Origin of the sequence: Carboxylicivirga mesophila (assembly GCF_018271975.1) — a bacterium.
Taxonomy (GTDB): domain Bacteria; phylum Bacteroidota; class Bacteroidia; order Bacteroidales; family Marinilabiliaceae; genus Carboxylicivirga; species Carboxylicivirga mesophila.
Genome location: NZ_JAGUCN010000012.1, coordinates 1 through 24086, shown reverse-complemented (window position 1 = coordinate 24086; position 24086 = coordinate 1). Strand labels below are relative to the sequence as shown.

The following is a 24086-nucleotide window of genomic DNA, read 5'->3' as shown; positions in this document are numbered from 1 at the left end:
AATAATGATTACACCGCGTCTTTTAACCTTATTACTGCTAATTTTTTTTACTGCTCTTTTGGCTCAATCGCAAGAGATGACTACCCAACAAGAAGCCTGGCTCTATCGTATTGTGCAAAAAACACCTGCCCTCAGCAACAGCTGGAAGGAACATTTCACATTTAACACAGAGCCGTTTCAAAGAGTGCAACAAGGCGAATTAAAGAGCGATTTTGATGCAATATTCAACTACCAGCAGCAATTTCCAGAAAGTCTTCAGATCAATTATCAGGCAATAAAGACCTCATCGCATGGACTAATTACTGAAGCAGCCATCAAGCTCACCCTCTGGGAACTGAATGAAGAGCTGAAGGCATGCATCTATCATCCTGACAACCGAAACCATGCGCTTTGGGTTCAGTTTAGCAAACCGCTTATTGCGCTGCTACCAAAAATAAAAAGTAAGAAACAAGAGGAAGCCATAAAAACGGTTATGCACCCTTCTCTGCCTATATTTAAAAAGATTGAAACACTCGAGGCATTAAAGCTTGATGCTATGGAACAAAAAGAAGTACTGAATAGATGGAGCCAGATGGTGGCCGACTATTGCCAGGTGCGCAGCCAGTATTTCTTTTCAATTCTGAGTGATGGCGCTCATATGGTAAACACCGCCTTTCTGGCCGCTGGCGAAGGGAGTGGCACTGCCGGACTGTTATACGAAGAAGAGATCAACCCAAACGATAGCTCTCAACTTTGGTATGGCAAAGGTATTGGTTTATTTACTTATCAGCTGCGCACCTATCAGAAAAGTGTGAGACTTAAAGAGCATTTGTCAACCACCATGCAGCTGCCAGCCGGGCAACGTGTGGCATTGCACACCTCACTCTGGGGCCTTAATTCATCGTTTAAACCCATGCTGATTATTACTGATGACACCATTAGCTACCATTTATTTGCCAATTTCGATACAAAAACCTTATCTCCTGATGCACACTTAGGTGAAGGAATTTCACATTTCGACCGGATCGAACAATATCGGCACAAACATATAATTGAGCCCCTAAAGGAATTACAAGCTGACAACTCCTTGACAACTATCTTCAATAAAGAACTAGCCTCCAAAGCAGCTGTTGAAGATGAGATACATCAGCTTGAGGCAGAAATTGATACTCTACTGAAGTATGAGCCGGATAATACCAATGCCATCAGCTACCGGAAAAGACTGATAGACAGTAAGCTTCACATCTTAAGCGATAAAGAACAACGAATCCGGACACTTAATGAGAAGCTGAGCAAAGAAAACCGGGATATCATACAAGCAGAAGAGCAACTGAAGGAAATGGTAGAACTATGTGGCCCAAATCCTCAAACCTGGCAGAAACAAGGTGAGAACTACGTCTTTCCCACTGGCGTAAAATTCGATTTTCAAACTCAGGATCTTATATTTCCTTCACATCCCAGCAAACGGACATTGCAAATCAGATTACTTTCGGCCTCGTATAGCCTTAGGGGGAAGCAAAAAGACGAAGTTCAAGCCTATGTAAGTCTGACCAATGCAGCTGAGCCGCCCCAGCCATTGCTCAGCGAGCTTGACACTACGTTTAGCTATTACTTTCACCCCGATGAATACCATTCATACAACACTCATTACCTCGATACGATATTGATTGAACAATTGCAGCACTACCAGGCAGTTGCCATTCACTTCACACATAGCGATGTACTCAAACCTCAATCCGCCGATTATCATTACCCTGATCGCCAAAGGGAATACAAGCTGCCAATGACCGGCGATGCACTTAAACGACAGGCATCAATTAAATTATTCGAACAAGGAGACACTCTGCATATAGCAGTTAATGCCTCCACCGATCCTGTTGCCAGCCGACTCAGTCAGTCAGCCGGTACGCTTAAAAAGCAACTATCAGTTACCAAAACATCAACTACCAACAACAGTTATCTGGAAGCATTAAGAGCCTTGCAAACAATTCAGACATTTATTATCAAGAATGGATTACAACAACTGATACCTCCATCATCATTTAGCTATACGCACCCCTTATTAACCACCTATGAATGTCAGCTAATACAGTCGGAGATTTTTAGCCAATAGCTTGCCCTATTTCCATTCAACCACATGTCCCCTGTCTTTGTGCAGCATTTCTTCGGGTACATTGGCCTGGACAGATTCTGCCAGCCGGTCGAGTAACAAACGCTTGTAAAAAGCGCGTGAATAGACCAAACTGACTTCACGCAAGGGCACGGGCGATTCAAATTCCTTCACCTGCTTGTGCAAATCAAAAGCCAGTTCTTCGGCAGCCAGTCCGGGCAATAAGGTATAACCACCTTCGGTATCAACCATTTTACGAATAGTATCCAGCGACCCACTTTCAAAATGAAGGGGCAAATCAGAGCTCACATTCTCCTGCAACTCGCACAGATTAAGCACCTGCGAACGAAAACAATGGCCTTCATCCAGCAGCCATAAACCCGATGATGTCAGCATATCCACGGTCAATATATCTACTTTATGCAAGGAGTGGTCAGGGTGAGCATAAATAAGTACATCCTCATAAAACAAGGGTTGCTCAATAATATCATTCTCCTCCAGGGGCGTTACTAATATGGCAGCATCCAGCAGATCCTGCTTAAGTGCTTTAACCAGCTCCTCTGTAATCATCTCTTTGAAGGAAATATTAACCAGTGGATTGTTATTTTTAAAATGGCCTACAAATAGCGGTAACAGATAAGGCGCCAGGGATGGTATGATGCCAATGGTCAGATTGCCCTCAATCCGCCCTGATTCTTCTCGCACAATTTCCTCCAGGCGATTATACTCGTTGATGACCACCCGGGCCTGAGCAATTATCTTTTTCCCAACAGGTGTGGTTAAAATAGGCTGTCTTGTACGATCAAAAATTACAATGTCTAATTGCTCTTCTGCCTTTTTAATTTGCATGCTCAATGTAGGCTGTGTGACAAAGCATTTCTCGGCAGCTATGGTAAACTGCTTATAATTATCAACAGCTACCAGATATTCCAACTGTTGCAAATTTAATCCAAGCATTTGATTATCAATTATTATAAATATTACTGATGCAATATATAAAATTTATCTATTTGATTGATATTGATTGTTGAAATATATTTGTCGTAGAAAATTAAAACAACAAAAAACAAATAAAATGAAGACAATTAACGAACTATTAGGACTAAAACAACAAGAAAGCGAACAACTGACAAAAGAACTAAATAACCTGCTTGCCAACTACCAGCTATTCTACCAAAACCTGCGGGGTTTTCACTGGAATGTAAAGGGTGAGAAATTTTTTGAACTGCACCTTAAATTCGAAGAACTATACAACGACGCAGTGGTGAAAGTTGATGAAATTGCAGAACGTATTCTGACACTGGGTGGCACACCGATGCATGCCTTCAGCGATTACCTGGACCATGCAGAGATTAAAACCGCCAAAAACAAAACAAATGGCAACGAATGCATGGAGTTGACACTCGACAATATGTCAACACTTATTAAACTGGAGAAGGCCATGCTACCTCTAGCGCAAGAAGCTGATGACGAAGGAACTATCACACTATTAACCGACTATATTAGTCAACAGGAAAAAACCATCTGGATGTTACACTCATGGTTGAGTAAATAACATTATCAGAAACTGACCGCAGAAAGCGTCTGAATTAGTTCAGGCGCTTTTTTGTTGTATTACAAATTCTCTAAAATACCTTAGCATCTGGAGTACACCCATAAGAATACTTCATTTCTGCGCGATTACCCTTTAATGCCTTTAGATTAAAAGCACGTAGGGTAAGCCCCTTTAGGGGTTTGGGGTTGTGCTGGCCAATGATTATTAACATTAAAAACCTATCAGAATAGGATATTAGAGATGGCATACGAAGAAGTGTTATTTTTAATCTCATTTTATTACCTTTTCGATATTAAAACAGTTATTATGAACAAACGAAGCATCCCAATAAATATGTTCTATGGTGCCAAACCTAACACTTTTGAAAAAGCTAAGATGCTTCGCAAGAATATGACTATTCCTGAGAAAATCCTTTGGGAGTATCTACGAAATAAGAAAATATTTAACTTAAGATTTAGAGCACAACATCCTATTGACATCTTCATTGCTGATTTTTATTGCCACCAGCTTAAACTTATCATCGAAATTGATGGTAAAACGCACCTATCTAAAAAAGAGCAAGAGTATGATATTGATAGAACTGCAGAATTTCAACACTATGGAATAACAGTAATTCGATTTACAAATGAACAGGTCTTGGGTGAAATACATAATGTAATTCGTGTAATTGAAGAAAAATGCAAGTCACTATTCGAGACAACCCCAAACCCCTAAAGGGGCTTTTGAAAAAGTGATAACTTTAAATAATATCGCATTTATTGAAACTTGAATTGAAAATAAATATTCCTCATCCTTCATTTCACCCATTTTAAACAATAGTTGCAGCTATTATGCGGTAATTATCCTATTTTTATTAGCCAAACAGAAAACTAGTACAATGAAGAATGTTCATATAAAATGCCTTAATAACGATAAAACCAATTGCTACAAAGCAGGCACAACGCTGGAAGAGATCGCAAAGGATTTGAAAGTAAAACTGGATACCCCTATCCTTGGCGCCTACGTCAACAATAAGCTACGTGAGTTAAACTACGAGGTGTACCATCCTAAAACCATTGAATTCATCGATATCACACGCCCCGATGGGATGCGTATGTATATCCGGAGTTTATCACTGGTTCTATACAAAGCGGTTAATGAGCTTTATCCGAGGGCCCGTCTGCGTATCGAACACTCGGTATCAAAAGGCACCTATTGCTCAGTGGAAGGCGAGGAGCTGACCATTGAGGATGTAATGGCCATACAAAACCGGATGAAAGAAATCATTGATTCGGATACGCCTTTCATAAGGCATGTTGAGGAATCGGAGGAAGTAATCAAACGCTTTGAGCAACAAAACCAAATGGATAAGGCGGCACTCATACGACATAGAGGCCTGCTTTACACCTCTTTCCATCAACTTGAAAAGCACATTGGCTTGTACTATGGCTACCTGGTGCCATCAACCGGGTATTTGAAGGTATTTGACCTCATTAAATACTACAACGGCATGCTGCTGCAAATACCAAAACGCACACAGCCTGAGTACCTCGAAGAGATTGTGGTTCAGAACAAGATGTTTGATATTTTCCAGGAATTTGCCGAATGGAACCGTGTATTAAATGTCAGAAATCTGGCTGATATTAATGAATCGTGTACCAACGGCAAGGCCGAAACCCTTATCAAAATTTCGGAAGCATTACACGAAAAGAAAATCGGACACATCGCCGATATGATTGAGGCGCGCAAAAAAGCGGTCAAGCTGGTGCTGATAAGTGGTCCATCATCCAGTGGTAAAACAACATTTGGCAAGCGTTTGGCTATCCAGTTAATGGTAGCTGGCATGAAACCTGTTAACCTCTCGCTGGACAATTACTTTGTAAACAGAGAGAATACGCCATTGGATGAAAATGGCGAATACGATTTTGAAGCTCTGGAAGCCTTGGATGTAGAGTTATTCAACCAACAGCTATTGGATTTGCTGGCCGGTAAAGCGGTGGAAATCCCCAAATTTAACTTTGAAACCGGGCAGCGCTATTACGATGGTGAGAAACTTCAAATGAACCCGGACAATGTGCTGGTGATTGAAGGCATTCATGGACTGAATCCAAAGCTCACCCATCTCATCCCTGATCATTCGAAGTTTAAGATTTATGTATCGGCGCTCACGTCAGTTAACATTGATGATCAGAACCTGATACACACCACCGACAACCGATTGATTCGCCGAATTGTGCGTGATTACAAATACCGTAGCTACTCAGCACAGGCAACCATATCGAGATGGGGCAGTGTACGCCGGGGTGAAGATGCACATATTTTCCCCTACCAGGAGGAAGCCGATGTGATGTTTAACACCGCTTTGCTCTATGAGCTTTCGGTATTGAAACAACAGGCCGAACCTATACTGCTGGAAGTGCAACCCAACCAGCCCGAATATGCCGAGGCCAGACGATTACTGAAGTTCTTTGGCCTATTTAAGCCAATACAGCCCAATGAAATACCCCCAACCTCCATTATTCGCGAGTTTTTAGGTGGTAGCAGTTTTGATTATTAATACTATAACACAGAATAAGAAAAGCCATGAGAAGCAGAATTCTCATGGCTTTTCTTATTAGGTATTTCATTTAGGTCTGTCAGAATCCAAATTTTCCATTTGAATTCTTAGCTGATTCCTCTGGAATTATCTTCTCGATGGTATCCCAGTGCTCAACAATCTTCCCATTTTCAATTCTGAAAATATCGTAAAATGCTACTCTTTCATTCATAAAAATACCCTCAGACACTGCCAGCACAAAGTTACCTTCACCAAACAAGGCATGGTTCTTCTCATAAACCATGGGCATACCTGCTTCAGCTAAAGATGTTAAAGCTTCTCCCAATCCTGTCAGGCCATCTTTAACTCCCGGGTTGTGCTGATCATACTGCTCTGTTGAAATATAATCAGTAATCTTTTCCGGATTTGCGCCAAAGAACACGTCTGCTAACAAACCTTTCACCAATGCCTTATTAGCTGCTGTTTGTTCCACATCCTGCACCTCTACAGGACCATCAATCTGCGTTCTGCCTGAAGCAGTTTCGTCGACCTTCTCCTGCAAATTATCCCAATGCTCAACAATTAGCCCATCCTCAAAACGGAAAATGTCAATCCCAATTTTTGGTCCGAAAAAGTTATAATCCGTATGGGCGATCACAAAGTCACCATCTTCAAATATACGAACCGTATTTACTGCAGGAGCCATGGCCGGATTACTAGCTGCCATTTCTGCCAATGCTCCAAGAGCAGCTCCAAAGCCAGCCAAACCATCAGCTACAGACTGATTGTGCTGAATATATTTTTCAGGGTTGATGTAAGCCACTGGTTCGGTAGCACCAGTCTCAATACTTTTTAATAACTCAAGTACCTTTTGTTTGTTTGAAATTTCCATCTTTTCATCATTTTTATTGGCTTCACAAGAGATGCATGTAGCCAGGGTTAATACTGTAAGCATGTAAATTTTTAGCATCGTCATTAAGTTTTTGTTACGATGCAAAGATGAAGGGATTTGGAAGGGTGCAAAAGGTAAGATTTTGCCCTAATATGGTAATTTTCTCCCCGGAAGCAACAGATGCATTAGTAATTCTCCCTAAACTCCGCAGGAGTAGTATGAGCATGCTTGCGAAAATACTTGATGAAGTAAGTTGGCTCTTCAAAGCCCAAATCGTAGGCAATCCCCTTAACCGACTGATGGCTATGCACCAGCAGACGCTTAGCCTCCAGCATGACACGCTCATCGATCAATTGTTTGGGAGTTTTATCCAGTAAAGTGGTAGTGGCTTTGTGCAGCTGCTTCTCTGATATACCTTGCTCAGCAGCATATTTACTAACCATGCGTTCTTCTTTGAATCGACTTTCCAGTAAACTTTTAAACAGCAACAAATGATCCAGATGAATACTTGGCTTTAGCTGGTTAAAGCCCTGGCGACGCATCTCCCGCTCAGCTTTCAGCAGAAAAACATGCAACAGGTTGTGCAAAATACTGTATTGCATCTCATCCTTATCCCTGGCAAACTCTTTTTCCATAGCTTCAAAAAGGATGCCTAGTTCAGAATCTTTAGTATCGGTTTTGAGACTGGCAGTGCCATACAGTTCACTGTAAAATTCGGAGGCATGCAAAAACTGAGCATCCTGCTCGTTCTTACAGAAAAAGCTATCGGTAAAGATGATGGACTTGCCCTCGTAGCGGCCATCTTTATCAAACAGGTTCACGCAATTATGTGGAATGAAAAGAATGCTGTTATCCTCTACCTGCACCGGATTAAAATCGATGAAATGGGTACCTTCCCCTTTCTCAAGCCATAGAATATGATAGAACTGCGCCCGGTGCGGGACTGTCATCATATTCTTCTTTGACTCAAATACCTTTGACAGATCAATGATCTCAAACTCCAGAGGCAAGCCATGTTTAAACGGATACTCTTTAATGTTCTCACTCATGATTATGCTGATACATGGCCTATTGACTTTCCTTTTCCATTTGCTTACGTCCCCATGCACCAATATGGTCGATAAAAGGGATGAGCTCCATGCCGGTAGTTGTTAGCGAATATTCCACTTTGGGCGGTACCTGCGCATATACTTTCCGGTTAAGCAAACCATCCTCTTCCAGTTCGCGCAAAGTTTGGGTCAGCATCTTAGAGGTAATGTTCTGAATGCGCTTTTTCAACTCTCCATAACGCATTACATTATCCTGCTTAAAGATATACCATAAAATACGTGCCTTGTGCTTGCCGCCTATTCTTCTGAAGGCATAATCAAGGGCACAAACCGGGGGAATAGTATCTTTTTTTATCATACTTCAGGTTTAATTCCACTCTATCTATCTTATTATCTGCATTAGTACCTTTCTAGATACTATATACCATTTCAGTAGGTACTTGACTCAAAGATATATATAAAATACTTTTGCCCCAAAACAGATATAAAAGACAAACCATGGATGCAATTGAACTATTAAAAGAACGCCGCAGCGTGCGTAAATACAAAAATGAAAAAGTTGATCGGGAGATAATGAGGGAAGTCATAGAACTAAGCCGCTGGGCTCCATCATGGGCCAATTACCAGGTGGCCCGCTATACTCTGGTTGATGATGAATCTATCGTTAAGCGCCTGGCAGATGAAGGTGTTCACGGCTTTTCATACAACATTAAAACACTGGAAAATGCCAAAGGGGTAGCCGTACTAAGCTTTGTTAAAGGTAAAAGCGGAAAACTGGACACTCCCAAAGGCAGCTACAGTCCATCGAAAAACAACGTGTGGGAAGTATTTGACGCGGGCATCGCTTGTCAGACCTTCTGCCTGGCAGCTCATGCCAAGGGCATTGGCACCTGCATTTTTGGTGTGATTGATGATGAAAAGATATCAGAAATCGTTAACCTGCCCAACGAAGAGTCGGTAGCAGCACTTATTGTATATGGCTACGAAGAGGGTGAACATGCCCAACCAACACCACGTAAAAGCATTGATGAGATAATGCGTTTTGTATAACATCTAAATACAACACTTCCCATTCAACCGCAGTGTAAAGTTGAATGGGAAGTATGATAAAATTTATTTCCTTTTTCGTTTATTACTTCAACTTCGACACTTTAAGTGTCCACACATAGTTACATGGTGGCTTTTGCCTTAATGCTTTTGGTATCGATACTGAGAAACCATCATCCACCTTCTTCCATTTCAATGGCTTATTATATCCCAGCAAATGTACCTCAGCCCCATTGGCAGGCTGCTGCGATGTAATGGTAATAGTGGCAGGCATATTATTTTCTCCCTCTTCTGCCATGTACATAAAGTAGGCATTCCCGTTATCCTGCTGCGTCATGCAGATATTGTTTTCCTTAAAAGGAGCCAGTACTTTACTACTATAAATGGCCTCACTGTTAACTGCCATCCACGCGGCATACTCTTCCAATAAATCGTAAGCCCCTTGTTGCCACTCACCCTCGGGAGTTGGGGCAATATTGAGCAAGAGGTTACCTCCTTTGGCCACAATATCCACCAGCATCTGCACACCATCACGGCCACTCATGTATTTGGCATTGGGGGTATGTGCCCATCCTCCACCTGAAATGATACACGATTCCCACGGATAAGGCAAAGCCTTGTGAGGCACTCGATTTTCAGGGGTAAGGTAGTTTTGGTTCTTTCCATGCACAGCGCGATCCACGACTATCAAACCCGGCTGCTTCTCCCTCAGCTTCACTACCAGCTCATCTATCTTTATATCCTGATTCACAATGCGATGTTTCAGATAGCCGTTGTCATTATTTTGAAGCTGCCTGTCGTACCAACTGGTAATCTCATCTTTAGGTGTTTTTGCTACCCAGCCACCATCGAGCCACATAATGTCAATTTTTCCATAGTCCGATACCAGCTCCAGCATCTGGTTATGGGTAAAATCAATGAACTCTTGCCAGCGCTCAGGATTAGCTTCGGGCTCATAATTGACATTGCGGTCACGTGGCGGATACTTAGGATCCCAATAGCTCTCCACATGCCAGTCGGGCTTGGAAAAATAAGCACCGGCCCACATACCTTGCCCTCTGAAAGCTTCAAACACCTCTTTGGCAATATTCTTCTTCGGATGTGTTGAAAAAGGGCAATCGTCACCTGTAGTTTTATAATCGGTGTATTTAGAATCAAACATACAGAAGCCATCATGATGCTTGGTGGTAAAAACGACATATTTCATCCCTGCCTTTTCTGCTGCATCGGCCCACTTGTCAGGGTCGAATTTGGTAGGATTAAACGTCTTTATCAGACCTTCATACTCCTTTTTATAGGCGAAATAATCATCTGGATTAGCACCTTTAGTGCGTTCGCACCAACCATACTCCTCAGGACATAAAGACCAGGACTCAACAATGCCCCACTGGCTGTAAGCTCCCCAGTGCATTAATAATCCAAATTTCAGGTCCTGCCATTCCTGAATCTTTTCAAGAACCAACGGATCTGTTTCGGGTACATAACGTTCATCTTCGTATACAGCCTGCGATGAGGCTAATACGCAAAAAACAGATAGTGTAACGAATAGTAGAATTTTTTTCATAGTGTAATATTTGAGTTTTTAATGATAACGATAATGACCTATTATCTTATAGGCAAAGAGACAGTCTTCGAGCACCTGTCCTCCTCCGATATTATGTATAATCTTGTATCGACGACCATCTGACGACTTATGATCGGATACTATGCCAATGTGCGTCAATCCACCTCCGAGGTTCCAGCACACAATATCGCCCGGCTGATAATTATTGCCGCTGTCCGACACTTCAAGCACTGTCCCATACCTCTCAAAAAAGGTCATGAGATTAGGTACCCGTCGGTGATCAATATTCCTATCCGTCCGACTGAGCCCCCAGTTTTTGGAATATAGTCCGAAATTATTCTTCATATCCTCATGTACCAGCTGCTGCAAATCAATATCAAACATACGATAGGCACGGATAACTACATCGGTACAAACACCCCTGCCAGCTGGCACATCACCATTGGGATAATCAATTGAATAATAAGTTGGATCGTAAATAACATGCTGCCTGGTGAGCAAAAATGCCGAATCGGCCAACTGGCTGTAAAAACTATTTTGAGCCGGCAAAGACGTTGCCAGCGCCACAAAAACAAGGGTCAGGAAGTTTTTAATATTCATAAAGAACCAAATGTGAATCGTATTAGGTGTTATAAGTTAAAGTAGATTTTAAAACCGCCCAAAATATTGGCTACGGCCACAGCTGAAAGAATAAGTCCCATAACCCGGCTGATGATTGCTGCCCCACTATTACCAATGTATTTAAAGATATAGCTTGACATGGCCATCAACGCCCATGCTATAAAGACAACCAGCAACATCATCAGCGCTGTCAGGGACTGTTCGGCAAAGCTGTATTTACTATTCTCGGTGAGCAGAATGGCAGCCAGTATAGCTCCGGGACTTGCCAGTGAAGGCATTGCCAGGGGAAATATCGCCTTGTTATCTTTTTGATCGATGTGCGACAATTCTTCTTCCGGCTTACTTTCACCAAATATCATGGTTAGCGCAAACAGGAATAATACAATTCCACCAGCAATCTGGAAGGTGGCCAATGGAATATCAATGGCGCTTAATATCAGTTCGCCCAATACAATAAAGAATAACAACACACCAGCAGCTGTTAAGGCAGCAGTGAATGCCATCTTTCGTTTTTCAGCCGCCTTAGCGTTAGCTGTAACAGCAATAAACACAGGTATTGTACCAATCGGATCAATCACTGTGAAGAATGTAATAAAAGCAGTCAAAATCTCATTCATCATCTTCAGTTCAATTTAATTGTAGTTGAAACACCTGCACAGGCCACACTAAATACCTGTTTCTTCCATCACCTGCCCCGATGACTTCACCTCCACCCGTCCTTTAGTTGGAATCATATTTTGCCACACCCAATTATAATGCTCAATTATTTTATCAGCCTTTAAGTGAGGCCTGTCAGCTGTTGTATGAGCATCACCAAGAACTGTCACCTGATAGTCTTTCACCAAGGCAGATTGGATAGTGGCTTCAACACAAAAATCAGTAGCACAACCGGCCATATACAGTTCTGTTATACCTCTGGTGCTGAGGAGGTGCTGTAATTGAGACTGGTAAAACACATCATTGGCATATTTATCAACCAGCACGTCGTCTGTACCAACCACCAACTCATCTAATAGTTCCCACGAGTGGCTACCCTTTTCAAACTCACCCGAACCAGTCCCATCGTGTTGAATAAAGATGATGGTGTGCCCTGATTGCCTGAATAACTCTGCCAAACAATTGATTCGCTCAATTACTCCGCGGGCATCATGCCTGGGTGTGGCGGGTGTAAATGACCCTTTCTGCATATCAATAACCAACAGCGCTTTGTTGTTTATAGGTTTGGGGACAGATGATTTACTCATATTAGATACCAGGTTTTGGTTTGTCTGTTCAAGCTCCACTAAATTAAACAGATTAGTGATATTTTAAAGCGCAATGAGGTGAAAGCACTGCCAGATTAACAAACCTATACCCCTTTAAAACATATGTGGTGGTCATCATTTGCTTTTATCCTGTCAATCAATGGCCAACAGAGGATTATTGTTTACTTCTGGTCATTATTATTATCCCTGCAAAAAGCCCCATCCTGCACATTTCGTACCAGATAGGGCCTATAAAGTTTGTATGCTATTAATTATTGATTCAATAATAGAAGGTTTAATACTCAACTCTAGTAGCATCATCCCAATCATCTGTTCTGAAAGATGAAGCCGGCAGTAAGTTGGAGTCAAAGAGGGTACCATTCACCCAGTTTCGCCAGGCATAACGAACTGCTACCGGGTGAGGCACAGAGTCGCTCATCACAAACACCTGCTTACGCTTAACAATGCTGGCCTTAGCCGGATGGAACACCTTATCTTCACCAGCTATCTCAAATCCTGCCAGTTCATCGTAGGCAAACACACCCAACTCAGCCTGTTTAAATTCCAGCAGGAGACCGCCATTTTCAGCTATCTGATTGCTAAAAACAGGCCCCGAATAGTCAACAGTCTGATAACCGTAAGTATGATGCAGAGCATTGAATAACAAACGGTCGGCCACTTCTTTTTTCTTTGGCGGATGAATGCAGTGATCATCGCCAATATCCATGGTAACCGCTATGCCCGAGTTAGGAATCAGATCCAGACACTGTAACTGTGCCTCCCTGATAAATGCAGAATTCTCGGTACTTTGAAACACCTCATTATCCTTACCATACATAAATGGTGCAATCTGCACGTAATAAAAAGGAAAGTCACCCAGCTCCCAGCGACTGCGCCAATCCTGCACCATAGCAGGGAGAAAGTCCTTATATTTTTCAGGCTCCAGACGATTACTTTCGCCTTGGTACCACAACACCCCTTTTATTGCATACGAAGTTAAAGGATTGATCATCGCATTGAATAAAGCCGTTGGTATCTGATTGGTGCGTTGGCTTAAATCCACCTCATCAAGGTTAACCGTTTGAAACGCGCTAATAGCCTCCTCACTTATCCAGGCTTGTATGGCACTGCCTCCCCAGGAGGTATGTATTAGTCCAACCGGCACATCAAGTATTTCCTGCAATTGCTGCCCAAAGAAATAGGCCACTGCACTAAAATCAGCTACACTGGCAGCATTGGCTGCCTGCCAACCAACATATTCAGCTACATCATTTAAAGGTGACTTTGCCGCTTTACGATTAACCGTAAAAAGTCGCAGGTTGGGATTATTGGCTTTAGCAATAGTCATTGGTCCCTCAAAGGTGGGTTGACCCATATAGCCTTTTAGGGGTTGCTGCATGTTTGACTGGCCCGAACATAGCCACACTTCACCAAACAGCACATTGTCCAACCTGATGTCTGATTCTTTGCTTTTAATACTGATGGTCTGCGGTGCCTTACTATCGGTTGTTGTAACGGCCAGTTGCCAGTTACCTTTCTCATCGGCCACTACTTTGTTACTGCCTGTCTGCCACGATACCTGAATGGTAATTTTCTCATTGGCATCGGCCCAGCCCCACAGCTTGACGGTGACATTGCGCTGCAGCACCATATTTGACGATACAATAGCTGGTAATTTAACTTCGGCAAAGGCACTGGTGAGCCAAGAGCCTACCAATACGAACAGTAGAAGCACACGGCCTCTGACTAAACTACTTCTTTTCATGTGTGTGTAATTAATAATGTGTGATAAAAATGCTGATAAAATGCCAACCAGCATCATAAGCATGATATCAAAAATAGGAATAATATCGAATCCTGATATTCACCGGGCTTGTTTGAGCCTGGCAAAAAACTGGTGAAGAGGCTTTGAAATCACAGGTACTGCAAACCTGAGTTCAAAATTTTAGGTCGAACTCAGGTTACAGGTAATATCATCAAACATTAGGAAAGCATAGATGTATGGCTCAATTGGTATTTACAGGCATTTAAGGCATTGCGCAGCAAAACAGCCAATAACACCGGCATCAAGCCACCCGGACAGGGTGCAATCTTACCTGCAACTGGCATTACTGCCTCTTTACTAACACCTCCCCTGATGACGGGTATCATAACATCTGGATTTTTCTTACTAGCCACCTCTTTAACCAGATTTGAATAGATATCAATAATGCAAACGCCTTTTTTCAACCATTCGGGCTTTACAAACTCGGGCTGCTCGCTTACAACAAACAGATAATCGGCTCGCTTACAGTAGTCTTCTATTCGCTCATTATCTGCATTAACAAGCGTATAAGAACAACCTTGCGGGATAACCTGCAGCGATGCCGTTTTAAGTATCAGACTTCTGAAAGGATTGGATATGAAATCCTGATCAGCCACAAACACAAATTCCTGCCCGCGCTCTACCTTAATACCGGCATATTTAAACAGCTCGAAAAAGGCCATGGGCAAACACATCGGATAACGGGTACCAAACACTCCATGCACCTGCGTAGCCAATATATTCTGGGGATGAAATCCTTCCACCTCCTTGCTGCTGTTGATATGCTTAATCAGATTTATGGCATTAATGTGCTTTGGTACCGGCTGAAGTAAAACAATGGCATGTACAGACTCATCTGCATTGAGTTGCTCAATAACTTTTAGCATAGCCTCTTCACCTGATGAGGCGGAACATGTCTCGAGAGACACCTGAAAACCAAGGGCACGAGCGGCTTCTGTATGAAGTGGTATAGTATATTTCATCAACGGCAGGTGGTCAACAAATGCAATAAATGCGATACCGGGTGTTGGCTGGTGCTGGCGCTGCATAGCGCTTACCTCTGCCTGTATTTCAGCAAAAACCTGTTGCTGAAAACCTGCTCCGTTTATTATTTCTGCAGCCATTACTAAGGGTGTCAACAATCTAACAGCAAAGTTAAGCCCATTCAATAGCCACGTCAATCAAAATCAGTACCTTATTGGTATCATACACCCAAAATTATGCTTCAGGTGGGTAGTTTTGCTTTTCGAAACTGTTTGCGATATTCCTTATCCATTTTCTCGGTGGCATATTGTACAATCAGGCGTCCGCACTGGTCTTTCCAGTTCAAAAGAAAAGCTTCAACTTCGGCAGGATGCTTTTTCCACAGTGTACGCAGCAATGTACCAATGCCTTTTTGCACATACTCCGAATCATCAAGCATTAGTGGCTCAATACAATCAAATGCATCTGCCGGCCTCAGCTCTTTTTTGGCCAGTTCAACCAATGTAACAGGTATAACCCTCCGCTGCCATTCTGACGAAGAGGTATGCCAGCTTTTCAACTCATCGAGGCTAATGATATTATCAAATAAAAAGCCGGATAGCACGAGCATACACAGCACATCGGTGGTGGCCCAGTTATCAATACCATAAGTGAACCATTTGCCGATTCGGTTAAAGGTATCTTTGGTATAATGGGCCCGCTGTGAGTGCACAAAGGCAATAGCAAAGGATTTCTCTTCGTAGCGGCCATGCTTAAACAGCTCATCGCCCAGGTCGAGGTAATCGGCCAGTGTCATTTCAGCTTGCCAGTGCTCTATCCAGGCATCGCGCTGCTGCTCAAACACTTTTTGCTCAATACCGTAACCATCAAATCCTTCTTTGAAGTAACGGGTGTATTTCTTAACCACCTCATCGCTGGCGTTGGCCTTACAAAAGGTGCTTATCTCCTGAATTTTTGATGCTATCATACTGGCTGGTTTAGTAGACTTGAAATGAGTCATCACTTCATCCTTATCACTCAAAGATTTGTACCCCGCGTGTGGTAAATGACAAACCTTGTTGCCCATGTGTTGAAATCATAACGGCTTCAAATAAGGGGGGATTTTTATCATTTTTCATGGCCCAGTCGAAAACAAAATTGGCACCTGAGCCTCCTTCAATATCCTTCTCTTCAATGACTATTTCCAGGGTTTCCAGGGGACGCAGATAAATGGGTGCTTCCACATACTGACGAATATTATCGCCAACCGTGTTGTAGTAATCGGCCTTTAACAGGAAAAGCGAATCACTGACCGACACATTGCGTATGCTTGCGGTGATGGTGAGATCGAAGGTGCGGTGATCGTATATATGGTATACATGAGAATAGACGGGCAAATAGGTTTTGCCAACATAAAAATCATCGAAGTGCTCAATACTTACTTGTTTACTTTTCCAATCGGCTTGCTTAGCCGGGTATTTATCAATTTCTTGTCTGCCGCAAGCACTAACCGTCAATACAACCAGCAGGATCTGAAAGATATGTTTCATATGCTCAGGGTTTTATTTCCTAGTTATAAAATTACCATAAATAATTGAATGGTACAGGTAGTGCCAATAACTCTTTTTGGTATTTCCTTCGTGGTGCAAAACTATAGGCATCAACGGCAATGAACTACACAGAAATAGCAAGATAAGGCATAGCTCTATATATTCTTAAACTCTGTATGACAATTCTTGCACAAATAATTGACATTAATATTATTAAATGGAACAAAACAAAATAGCGAAACAATAATAAGCATCAGCTTTTTAAACCAGTTCTTTCCTAAACTCATCTTTATGCTTGTCGAATGACATTGTGGACACACCAGTTCTTTCTCTACATTAAGCTCCAGTAATTCAATAGCTTTCTGGTAATCTATCTCGCGAATCATCAATTGAACTCCTGAATCCATTATTCGGTTGTAGTGAGGCATCAGGTTAGAGAAATGCTCATTCGTTACAAAGCAAGGTATGCCTTCGTTCTCCAGTCGCCCTTTTACCAGGTTGGCTTCAACAGGCGACTCAAATGTCATTAATCGAATGGTTTTCATTAGTGCTAATAAAATTATACGTCAGGATTCGTTATTCGAGCCAAATTAATCATTTGAGGTCAGTAGATACCTACTCATTTGTCAAAAAGCACTTCATATTACTTAATCCTCTAGCCGGATGGGCTTTTACTTTTTGTCATCGCCACAAAAAGTAAACAAAAAACGCTAGTCAAAAAGATGCTTCACCCCACAGCCCTACGCCGGCCCGCCTTTTTGACAGGCCAACGCTCTTTATTCAACTGCACCAGGCTATTTACCTATAGGCATTTAACTACTGGCCTCTATTAATCATTATTTGAAACTTTGTTTGCCTGAATTAAGGCAAAGCAGTAGGATTCCCTCTTAATTATTTGTCTGGCTACGGCTCAATCATTATTCAAAGCCATAAGTTTGGTCAGTGAAGATATTACTAAAAAAACACCTACCAGCAATCCGATAAGTGCTTTTATCATCATTTCGAATCAAACTCTATACCAGCAGCTTATTCAACAACAAAGCCAAACGGTAGCCGGCTTTCTGTATTTGCTCATATACGACGGGGCTGAACTGGTGATTATATCTAAAACTGTAGTTTTTATCACCAAGGTTGTTGTATATCACCCTGGTCATTTCATGCGTTTCATTAATCCAGTCAGTAACCGGTAAGCTTGTCCATTGTTGCAGCTGCTTGCTTCCCGGTTTCCCTGCAAACGCTGCCAGCTCGGTATAGCTCAGGCGGCTGTAATCAATCAGGTCTTCGTCCCACAGCTTATGCAAGTTACTTTTTTGCCCAAACCATTGTACCTCCACCCTATTACCACCAAGGTCCTCGGGCAAGCCAACGTGCATAGGCTGGTGAGCATCACCTACCAGGTGAATGATAAACTTGAGGGCTATGGCCTGCTGTTCGGGTGTGGCATTTTCATCCTTAAGCAGCTGCACCATATCATTGAACACGGTTACCAGGTCGCCCTGGGGATTTTTAACAGCCTCTTCATATTGCTTATCCAGGGGCATATTAACGTAGTGCGGCAGCCTGCTGTATGGATTATCTTTTTCTGAACGAATTTCGTCGGCCCAATTGGCATACAAAGGCAGGTAGTCATTGCCTAACAGCTCCTTAACCCGTACTTTGGCTTCGGCTGATAATTCGCCATAAGCAATTTCAGCAATGGCACGGTGCCCCGTACTCCCCCAGGCGCCAGCCTGTTGTGCCGTGAGTAAACTAACTACAATCAGTAAAATGTGATGATAAATGGTTCGCATTGATAATGTTTTTTTAGATGGCTGCGTGATATCAACAACTGTGCCAGCTCAGTATGTCAGGCAGGTTTTGTGTTATAATGTAAGTTATTGGCACTCGTTGCTAATTTACTCCGGATCTACTTAAATAATTCTCCTGAATCCGTTTAAAGTCTCTTGCAGCCTTTCTGTTTATTGTGTATGAAATTGTTATTCTGTGCTTTCCAATTTTATCCTTAAGTGTGTCTTCAAAATACATTGTGAATCCATACCCCACATTTAACCACATTAAAGGTATTCCAATTTTTAACATAGCGCAGGACTATATTGTTCAAAATCAGTATAATTAATAAACTCCAGTCCAAAGTAACTTCCATGAGTCTCGCCAATTACACTTAATTCCCAGCCAACTTTTGGACCAATAACCAAGTTGTTGAGGTCTTGAAAGCTCATTTCTGTAGATAAGTAAAATCCAGATGAAGCATATGGTAGTGCGGTCATAACAGGTTTTCTTGGATACCTCGTATAGAATCGGTTTAAAAATAGTCCTGCCTCAATACCATACCCTTTCTGCGCATTAAGTGCCAAGCGCGGAACTAAACGAGTTGTAGAATATACAGTATCACGATGCTCCTGTGCAAATGTGCCATTACAAACCATTAATAAAACTAAAAGTGCGCTTATATGGTTTATCATACGAATGTTGGTTTAGGTTTAACTTTATCGGGTATATTAGGCTCTGATTTTAAAACTTTTCTCTTCTCTTATTCTGGTCGTTAATAGTTAAATAATGAATAGCAATGAAGAGTCTAACTTTTATATCATTTAGATTATACTCTTTATGATGGACAATCGGATTCCACCACATCGAAGCACTTAAACACCTCATGGCTCTCAATGATTCATGATAATTTTTTAGAAATTTGTACTCGTTGCCTAATTGCTTTAAAAACAATTGATATTTACCATGAAATGTTAGCTCCAGGCGTTTATTTGTAACTGTTGAATTCTTTTTCATACTCTCATGAAATACCCAGATTTGATTAAAGGTTGTATCGCTTATTTGGCTATACATTTCTAGCTGTTCTTCAAATGAAATAGGCACATCAAAGCATGCGGTATCAGGAGGAGTTGTCATTATCTCTAAAAACTTCAGGTAACATAGTTCTTCATTTTCAGAACTCTGGCCTATAAACCTTGCTATTTGGTTATTAAAGAAGTTTAATATTGTTTCGAGATCCTTAATTTCAGATTGATTAAACAAATGGTTAATTGTTGAATCCAACTCCATTTTTTGTTGACTCCAATTTAATTGCAAGATGAATGTAGAAAATGCAATTAAGATATATAGCTTTTTCATATTGTCTTATTGGCAACTAAAAGTTAGTTGCATGATGAGTAGCATATCAACTACTAACTGTTTGCATCTTTATAGATTTACTATCGTTCTAATTGCTCAGCAAGCGCGTGGGAGAAAATCCGGTTTAAGGTGCACACACAGTTATTATGATTGTGTTCATCATTATGACAATGATCTGTCTCCATCTCCTGCATGCTTAAGTATGTATTCTCGTTTAATACAGGGCCTATAGAACCACTAACACTATTATCATGGTTTATTGGCAATAGTCTGCCTTCATGCATTGTGCCCCAGATGGGAATATCCTTTATTTCAGATGCTTTACAGGTAATTGGATTATCGGCCAAAATGGTAAAGTTAGCCAGTTTACCAGCTTCAATGCTGCCTACTTCCTTTTCCAATCCCAGCGAATACGCTGCTTCAATAGTAACCGCTTTCAATGCTCCTTCGCGGCTAACCCGCTGCTCTTTACCCGCCACTCTTCCTGATTTTGTAATACGATTCACCCCACAATCCATTAGAAATAAAGGTTGCCCCGGTGCCATTGGCATATCAGAGTGGTATGAGAAAGGAATATTTGCTTTTTCCACATCGCCCATTCTCACCATGTTATCAGCTCGTTCAGGACCTAAACCGTCTTTGCTATACATGTCGGCCAAAGCAGTAACATAGTACGGATTACCACTTACGATGGCGCCTAATCGTTTAATACGTTTTACCTGATCCGTACCCGATACCGCAAAATGAACCACTACCATACGATGATCGTAACGCGGGTTTCTGCGCATGTTAGCTTCTAAGTTATTCAGAAGCATATCCAGGCCCGCATCGCCGTTAACATGAATATGAATCTGATAGCCGGCATCCCAATAAACCTGAAAAGCCCTGGCAAACAATTCAGGATCCATAATCCATTCGCCTTTAAAATCACCGTTGATGTATGGGTCGCGAAGCTGGATGGCTAATGAGTAAATAGCTCCATCGGCAAATAACTTAACCTGATTAGGTAGCATATTGGTCATTCCATGGCACCAATCCAGTGTTTTTTCAGTTTCCACAATGGCATTTTCGGGGTATAGACTGTAAATAGATTTACCATCGGGAATAAAATAAAAACGGAAAGGACTGGATGACTTGGATAAAACTGCATTTTCTGCTTCCTGCAGCTTCTGGGAGTATAAACCTCCTGGTTCACAAGCCAGGGTTACTCCGTTGGTATGGTAAAACTCCTGTGTCAGTTCCAACCCTTTTTGAAGTCGCTCGGGAGTGGCAAGGAAAGGAACAATTTTAGGCACAATACCAAACATGCCCTGCTCCCAAAAGTGACCTTTAGATAAATCAGATTGTTCTTTAGCCGTTTTTGAAAATTTATCAACAAATGCCTCATCAATACCCAATGTTTTTAAGGCAACAGTATTTAGGGTAAATTCATGGCAGGAACGGTGCCAAACAATAATTGGGCGGGTGGTGCTTATTTTATCCAGGTCGGTACGCACCAAGGGGCCATGAAAGGAAGGATGATACCCCCAGGTAAAGAGGAGTTCATCTTTTGTTTTTAGTCGCTTATTAGCTTCTATTAGCCGTTGGCGATATTCATCCTGGTTATTGGCAGCAGGCACAGTTTTGTTTGGTAATACCCAGTCTTCAATGGCTATTATCTCCGACATCATTGCTAAGCTGCTTAATAAAGGATGGTCGTGCTGAGCGATTAAACCCGGTACAATTACTTTATCGGCAAAAGTATTGTCAACGGTATAGGGTTGCTCGCCCGCTGCAGCTGTTAATTCCTCCAGCGAGCCAACAGCAAGTATCCTGTCTCCTACAACTGCTACCGCTGTAGCTTTGGGCTTCTCAGAATCTAATGTAACAATTTCTTTAGCTGTATAAACCGTAACAGATGGTAAAGGTTTCGTCTCCCTGACAATGTCCTGAAGCGTAATTCCCTGACTCAATAGGTTAAATGATATCAGCAGGCACCCTATTGCTGAACCGAAGCTTTTCAAATGTAGTCTCATGATTTGGTTATTAAGATTGTTATAGGTTATTTGATTTCTATTTGTTGCCAACTATCAAGAAGCAGTATATGCTCTCTATTTCATTTATCCCTAAAATAAGAATAATTACTAACATCATTATCATTGACTGTTAGTTAGTTATTAACAACACTACCCACATACCAATACAATAAAAAACCGGGAGGCTGGGCATCTATCAGCTATACCTCCAGGTTAACTACGAAAAATTATGGGTTTGCATGCAAAGTGGCTTGTAGAAATTTTACGACATCCATCTCAATTGTTGAGACGTAGTGCACTGCGTAACGACTTCTATAGACTTACCTCCCTCCCCATGGACAGTGATTTCTACCCGGTTGTCGGCAACACCGCGTTCAGACTCTGGTTTTCAACCAGCCAGAACGCTTAGTTATTAGGGGCTAGTTTTTCATTTTGGATTCAATGAACTCCATTTTTTATATGGATTATTTGCTGTCTTTTGTTATCAAGTTCCTTATCCATACAATCTCGATAATTGAAGCGAGAATTATACCTGATATGAAAAAGTAACTTAAGGTTACCATGTTAAAATTAATTGCTACAGGTAAATCATATAATGATTGAGATTCTGATATTCCAATCTTTTCTAATTGATAAATCAATCCTAAATTAATTCCTACTGAATAAAGGCATATATGGATTGTTGGAAAAATTAGCCAAATCAAATATTTGGGCAACTTCATTTCGCGCTTCAAATATTTCTGTAGCACAAAAGATAATGGGAAAAATAGCAGTGCTAGATAAAAGATAAAGCCTGTGCCCCAAATATTAGATTGTTCAATTCGGATTCCATACATTTTAAATGTCCAGCTGATAACAAAAAACACTAGGATGCTACATACTAAACTTGTCAATATTGTACTTAAAGTGAATGCAATTATTTGCTTTGTGTTTGTCATATTCCTTGCTGATACTGCCAACGGCCTGCCGTATGGAGCGTAAAGGAAGTTAACCTTACATACTTTCCAAATTGGGCTGAGCCAAAGCGTTGTATTTGTTTTTAACTTTTCATTTATAAAGCCAAATCAGCCTTTGGCGTTGGTTGCCGAAGCTACGAACCAACCAAGATTCGCTGCACCCTTTATGCTCTATTACGGTTTGTTGGCTGCTGGCATTTTATTTCTTTTTTAACCTCCACATGCCATATGGGTTTTCGAAAAGTTCATCTCCAATACATGGTTGGTTTATTTCATTTTTAATTTCAAAAACTGGTGAGTTTATATCTTCGCTAAATGTTTGTTTTTCCTTAATTTCTGGCTTATCAACAATTTGATAATAACCAAAAATAGATAATAAGCGAACTGATTCTTGAAATTCAATATCTGAAACGATACAGTCTTTAAATCCTAGATTATGCATGCCGCATGTATATGTCGTTCCATTTCCATCGTGAATAGAATCTAGTACAAACATTTCATATAGGTTGGATTCTTGAAAATCCGATAATAAGCTAGTCCAGTGTTCTCTTGTAAATGCTTTTCCTGTCGATTCAACTTTTATTCCAATTCCTCCTGCTTTCAAAATTGCATTGCCTGCCTCTGAAATTGCTTTTGCTCCTTTTAGACTTCCTGTTTCACCTATTAAGTATATTACATAGTTGTGCTGTTCAATAAGATTCAAGAAGTCTTCAGATATTTGATTGACAATCCCTGCAGATTTGAAAGCTTCTCTCATTTGCTCATCTCTTTCATGAATTTCGAGTTCAAATCCTTGCTCGGTTTTCAAATTCATGATGATGGTTCCTGCAACAAGAAAGTCACCTAAGTTTTCTTTTGTAATTGAAGAAACAATATCTGACCTGTCCTTCCAAATGCCTGGAATACATAAAATAGTTTTGGCTTTTGTTTCTACTTTTGCGGTCTTTTTATTTTTCCTTTTAAATATATTAATCATGTTGTGTAGGTGTGTTTTGCTTGCAGCCAACGGTTGGCCGCATGGCGCTGTAGCAGATTCTGCGTTGAGATTGTCCGTCCGAGAGGACGAGACTATCGATGCGGGAATCTGCACGACCAA

General features: G+C 41.4%; 24 protein-coding genes. 5 read left to right on the top strand and 19 right to left on the bottom strand.

The features are described from left to right. Positions 1-76 precede the first annotated feature (76 nt). Positions 77-2092: a hypothetical protein gene (locus KEM09_RS11375; protein ID WP_212228422.1), complete on the top strand. Its 2016-nt coding sequence runs from the start codon at positions 77-79 to the stop codon at positions 2090-2092. A 6-nt stretch (positions 2093-2098) separates the two neighbouring features. On the opposite strand, the gene KEM09_RS11370 is transcribed toward KEM09_RS11375, so the two are convergent. Beyond that, the gene (locus tag KEM09_RS11370; RefSeq protein WP_212228420.1) at positions 2099-3046 is read right to left on the bottom strand and encodes a hydrogen peroxide-inducible genes activator; all 948 of its coding nucleotides are present in this window, start codon (positions 3044-3046) and stop codon (positions 2099-2101) included. A gap of 118 nt (positions 3047-3164) precedes the next feature. On the opposite strand from KEM09_RS11370, the gene KEM09_RS11365 reads away from it, so the two are divergent. The 3 genes from KEM09_RS11365 to KEM09_RS11355 all read left to right on the top strand — a co-directional run bounded on the left by KEM09_RS11365 (position 3165) and on the right by KEM09_RS11355 (position 6180). Further along, positions 3165-3644 (top strand): Dps family protein, encoded by a 480-nt coding sequence (locus KEM09_RS11365; RefSeq protein WP_212228418.1) that lies wholly within the window; start codon positions 3165-3167, stop codon positions 3642-3644. A gap of 306 nt (positions 3645-3950) precedes the next feature. Further along, positions 3951-4358: an endonuclease domain-containing protein gene (locus KEM09_RS11360; RefSeq protein WP_212228416.1), complete on the top strand. Its 408-nt coding sequence runs from the start codon at positions 3951-3953 to the stop codon at positions 4356-4358. A 163-nt stretch (positions 4359-4521) separates the two neighbouring features. Beyond that, the gene (locus KEM09_RS11355; RefSeq protein WP_212228414.1) at positions 4522-6180 is read left to right on the top strand and encodes a nucleoside kinase; all 1659 of its coding nucleotides are present in this window, start codon (positions 4522-4524) and stop codon (positions 6178-6180) included. Between the two features lie 79 nt (positions 6181-6259). Here the strand turns inward: KEM09_RS11355 and KEM09_RS11350 are convergent, their stop codons facing one another. The 3 genes from KEM09_RS11350 to KEM09_RS11340 form a co-directional block, all read right to left on the bottom strand. Next, positions 6260-7129, bottom strand: coding sequence for a nuclear transport factor 2 family protein (locus KEM09_RS11350; protein ID WP_212228412.1), 870 nt, complete (start codon positions 7127-7129; stop codon positions 6260-6262). A gap of 107 nt (positions 7130-7236) precedes the next feature. Continuing rightward, positions 7237-8100 (bottom strand): helix-turn-helix transcriptional regulator, encoded by an 864-nt coding sequence (locus KEM09_RS11345; protein ID WP_212228410.1) that lies wholly within the window; start codon positions 8098-8100, stop codon positions 7237-7239. A 19-nt stretch (positions 8101-8119) separates the two neighbouring features. After that, positions 8120-8458, bottom strand: coding sequence for a winged helix-turn-helix transcriptional regulator (locus tag KEM09_RS11340; protein WP_212228408.1), 339 nt, complete (start codon positions 8456-8458; stop codon positions 8120-8122). Positions 8459-8598: 140 nt separating this feature from the next. Between KEM09_RS11340 and KEM09_RS11335 the strand changes: the two genes are divergently transcribed. Next, the gene (locus KEM09_RS11335) at positions 8599-9150 is read left to right on the top strand and encodes a nitroreductase family protein (protein ID WP_212228406.1); all 552 of its coding nucleotides are present in this window, start codon (positions 8599-8601) and stop codon (positions 9148-9150) included. A gap of 82 nt (positions 9151-9232) precedes the next feature. On the opposite strand, the gene KEM09_RS11330 is transcribed toward KEM09_RS11335, so the two are convergent. The 15 genes from KEM09_RS11330 to KEM09_RS11260 form a co-directional block, all read right to left on the bottom strand. Continuing rightward, complete coding sequence (locus KEM09_RS11330) at positions 9233-10711, bottom strand: alpha-L-fucosidase (RefSeq protein WP_212228404.1); 1479 nt, start codon at positions 10709-10711, stop codon at positions 9233-9235. A gap of 18 nt (positions 10712-10729) precedes the next feature. Next, complete coding sequence (locus KEM09_RS11325) at positions 10730-11311, bottom strand: DUF1287 domain-containing protein (RefSeq protein ID WP_212228402.1); 582 nt, start codon at positions 11309-11311, stop codon at positions 10730-10732. A gap of 29 nt (positions 11312-11340) precedes the next feature. Further along, on the bottom strand, positions 11341-11952 hold the full coding sequence (locus tag KEM09_RS11320; protein ID WP_212228399.1) for a MarC family protein: 612 nt from the start codon (positions 11950-11952) through the stop codon (positions 11341-11343). Between the two features lie 45 nt (positions 11953-11997). Then, positions 11998-12576, bottom strand: coding sequence for a cysteine hydrolase family protein (locus KEM09_RS11315; protein ID WP_212228398.1), 579 nt, complete (start codon positions 12574-12576; stop codon positions 11998-12000). Between the two features lie 295 nt (positions 12577-12871). Then, the gene (locus KEM09_RS11310; protein WP_212228397.1) at positions 12872-14341 is read right to left on the bottom strand and encodes a sialate O-acetylesterase; all 1470 of its coding nucleotides are present in this window, start codon (positions 14339-14341) and stop codon (positions 12872-12874) included. A 218-nt stretch (positions 14342-14559) separates the two neighbouring features. Beyond that, positions 14560-15504, bottom strand: coding sequence for a tetrahydrofolate dehydrogenase/cyclohydrolase catalytic domain-containing protein (locus tag KEM09_RS11305; protein ID WP_212228396.1), 945 nt, complete (start codon positions 15502-15504; stop codon positions 14560-14562). A gap of 101 nt (positions 15505-15605) precedes the next feature. Then, a complete protein-coding gene (locus KEM09_RS11300; protein WP_212228395.1) occupies positions 15606-16331 on the bottom strand; it encodes a DNA alkylation repair protein in 726 nt (241 codons plus the stop codon). A gap of 46 nt (positions 16332-16377) precedes the next feature. Next, on the bottom strand, positions 16378-16893 hold the full coding sequence (locus KEM09_RS11295; protein ID WP_212228394.1) for a DUF3124 domain-containing protein: 516 nt from the start codon (positions 16891-16893) through the stop codon (positions 16378-16380). A 155-nt stretch (positions 16894-17048) separates the two neighbouring features. Continuing rightward, positions 17049-17438 (bottom strand): putative signal transducing protein, encoded by a 390-nt coding sequence (locus KEM09_RS11290; protein ID WP_212228393.1) that lies wholly within the window; start codon positions 17436-17438, stop codon positions 17049-17051. Positions 17439-17906: 468 nt separating this feature from the next. Continuing rightward, positions 17907-18683 (bottom strand): S1/P1 nuclease, encoded by a 777-nt coding sequence (locus KEM09_RS11285; RefSeq protein ID WP_212228391.1) that lies wholly within the window; start codon positions 18681-18683, stop codon positions 17907-17909. 100 nt (positions 18684-18783) lie between these two features. Further along, on the bottom strand, positions 18784-18972 hold the full coding sequence (locus KEM09_RS11280; RefSeq protein WP_212228389.1) for a hypothetical protein: 189 nt from the start codon (positions 18970-18972) through the stop codon (positions 18784-18786). After that, positions 18966-19355 carry a hypothetical protein gene (locus tag KEM09_RS11275; protein WP_212228387.1) on the bottom strand — a complete coding sequence of 130 codons (390 nt, stop codon included), beginning with the start codon at positions 19353-19355 and terminating at the stop codon, positions 18966-18968. Before KEM09_RS11275 ends, KEM09_RS11280 begins: the two co-directional genes overlap by 7 nt. Before the next feature lie 49 nt (positions 19356-19404). Further along, positions 19405-20019: a hypothetical protein gene (locus tag KEM09_RS11270; protein ID WP_212228385.1), complete on the bottom strand. Its 615-nt coding sequence runs from the start codon at positions 20017-20019 to the stop codon at positions 19405-19407. Positions 20020-20099: 80 nt separating this feature from the next. Next, positions 20100-22034, bottom strand: coding sequence for an amidohydrolase (locus KEM09_RS11265; RefSeq protein WP_212228383.1), 1935 nt, complete (start codon positions 22032-22034; stop codon positions 20100-20102). A 1155-nt stretch (positions 22035-23189) separates the two neighbouring features. Continuing rightward, the coding region (locus KEM09_RS11260; protein ID WP_212228381.1) for a DUF4261 domain-containing protein at positions 23190-24086 on the bottom strand (897 nt) is incomplete at its 5' end.

Excerpts from the sequence above, each read along its gene's own strand:
- KEM09_RS11375 (WP_212228422.1), top strand. The coding sequence starts at position 77 with ATGACTACCCAACAAGAAGCCTGGCTCTATCGTATTGTGCAAAAAACA.
- KEM09_RS11370 (WP_212228420.1), bottom strand. The coding sequence starts at position 3,046 with ATGCTTGGATTAAATTTGCAACAGTTGGAATATCTGGTAGCTGTTGAT.
- KEM09_RS11365 (WP_212228418.1), top strand. The coding sequence starts at position 3,165 with ATGAAGACAATTAACGAACTATTAGGACTAAAACAACAAGAAAGCGAA.
- KEM09_RS11360 (WP_212228416.1), top strand. The coding sequence starts at position 3,951 with ATGAACAAACGAAGCATCCCAATAAATATGTTCTATGGTGCCAAACCT.
- KEM09_RS11355 (WP_212228414.1), top strand. The coding sequence starts at position 4,522 with ATGAAGAATGTTCATATAAAATGCCTTAATAACGATAAAACCAATTGC.
- KEM09_RS11350 (WP_212228412.1), bottom strand. The coding sequence starts at position 7,129 with ATGCTAAAAATTTACATGCTTACAGTATTAACCCTGGCTACATGCATC.
- KEM09_RS11345 (WP_212228410.1), bottom strand. The coding sequence starts at position 8,100 with ATGAGTGAGAACATTAAAGAGTATCCGTTTAAACATGGCTTGCCTCTG.
- KEM09_RS11340 (WP_212228408.1), bottom strand. The coding sequence starts at position 8,458 with ATGATAAAAAAAGATACTATTCCCCCGGTTTGTGCCCTTGATTATGCC.
- KEM09_RS11335 (WP_212228406.1), top strand. The coding sequence starts at position 8,599 with ATGGATGCAATTGAACTATTAAAAGAACGCCGCAGCGTGCGTAAATAC.
- KEM09_RS11330 (WP_212228404.1), bottom strand. The coding sequence starts at position 10,711 with ATGAAAAAAATTCTACTATTCGTTACACTATCTGTTTTTTGCGTATTA.
- KEM09_RS11325 (WP_212228402.1), bottom strand. The coding sequence starts at position 11,311 with ATGAATATTAAAAACTTCCTGACCCTTGTTTTTGTGGCGCTGGCAACG.
- KEM09_RS11320 (WP_212228399.1), bottom strand. The coding sequence starts at position 11,952 with ATGATGAATGAGATTTTGACTGCTTTTATTACATTCTTCACAGTGATT.
- KEM09_RS11315 (WP_212228398.1), bottom strand. The coding sequence starts at position 12,576 with ATGAGTAAATCATCTGTCCCCAAACCTATAAACAACAAAGCGCTGTTG.
- KEM09_RS11310 (WP_212228397.1), bottom strand. The coding sequence starts at position 14,341 with ATGAAAAGAAGTAGTTTAGTCAGAGGCCGTGTGCTTCTACTGTTCGTA.
- KEM09_RS11305 (WP_212228396.1), bottom strand. The coding sequence starts at position 15,504 with ATGGCTGCAGAAATAATAAACGGAGCAGGTTTTCAGCAACAGGTTTTT.
- KEM09_RS11300 (WP_212228395.1), bottom strand. The coding sequence starts at position 16,331 with ATGATAGCATCAAAAATTCAGGAGATAAGCACCTTTTGTAAGGCCAAC.
- KEM09_RS11295 (WP_212228394.1), bottom strand. The coding sequence starts at position 16,893 with ATGAAACATATCTTTCAGATCCTGCTGGTTGTATTGACGGTTAGTGCT.
- KEM09_RS11290 (WP_212228393.1), bottom strand. The coding sequence starts at position 17,438 with ATGAAAACCATTCGATTAATGACATTTGAGTCGCCTGTTGAAGCCAAC.
- KEM09_RS11285 (WP_212228391.1), bottom strand. The coding sequence starts at position 18,683 with ATGCGAACCATTTATCATCACATTTTACTGATTGTAGTTAGTTTACTC.
- KEM09_RS11280 (WP_212228389.1), bottom strand. The coding sequence starts at position 18,972 with ATGTTAAAAATTGGAATACCTTTAATGTGGTTAAATGTGGGGTATGGA.
- KEM09_RS11275 (WP_212228387.1), bottom strand. The coding sequence starts at position 19,355 with ATGATAAACCATATAAGCGCACTTTTAGTTTTATTAATGGTTTGTAAT.
- KEM09_RS11270 (WP_212228385.1), bottom strand. The coding sequence starts at position 20,019 with ATGAAAAAGCTATATATCTTAATTGCATTTTCTACATTCATCTTGCAA.
- KEM09_RS11265 (WP_212228383.1), bottom strand. The coding sequence starts at position 22,034 with ATGAGACTACATTTGAAAAGCTTCGGTTCAGCAATAGGGTGCCTGCTG.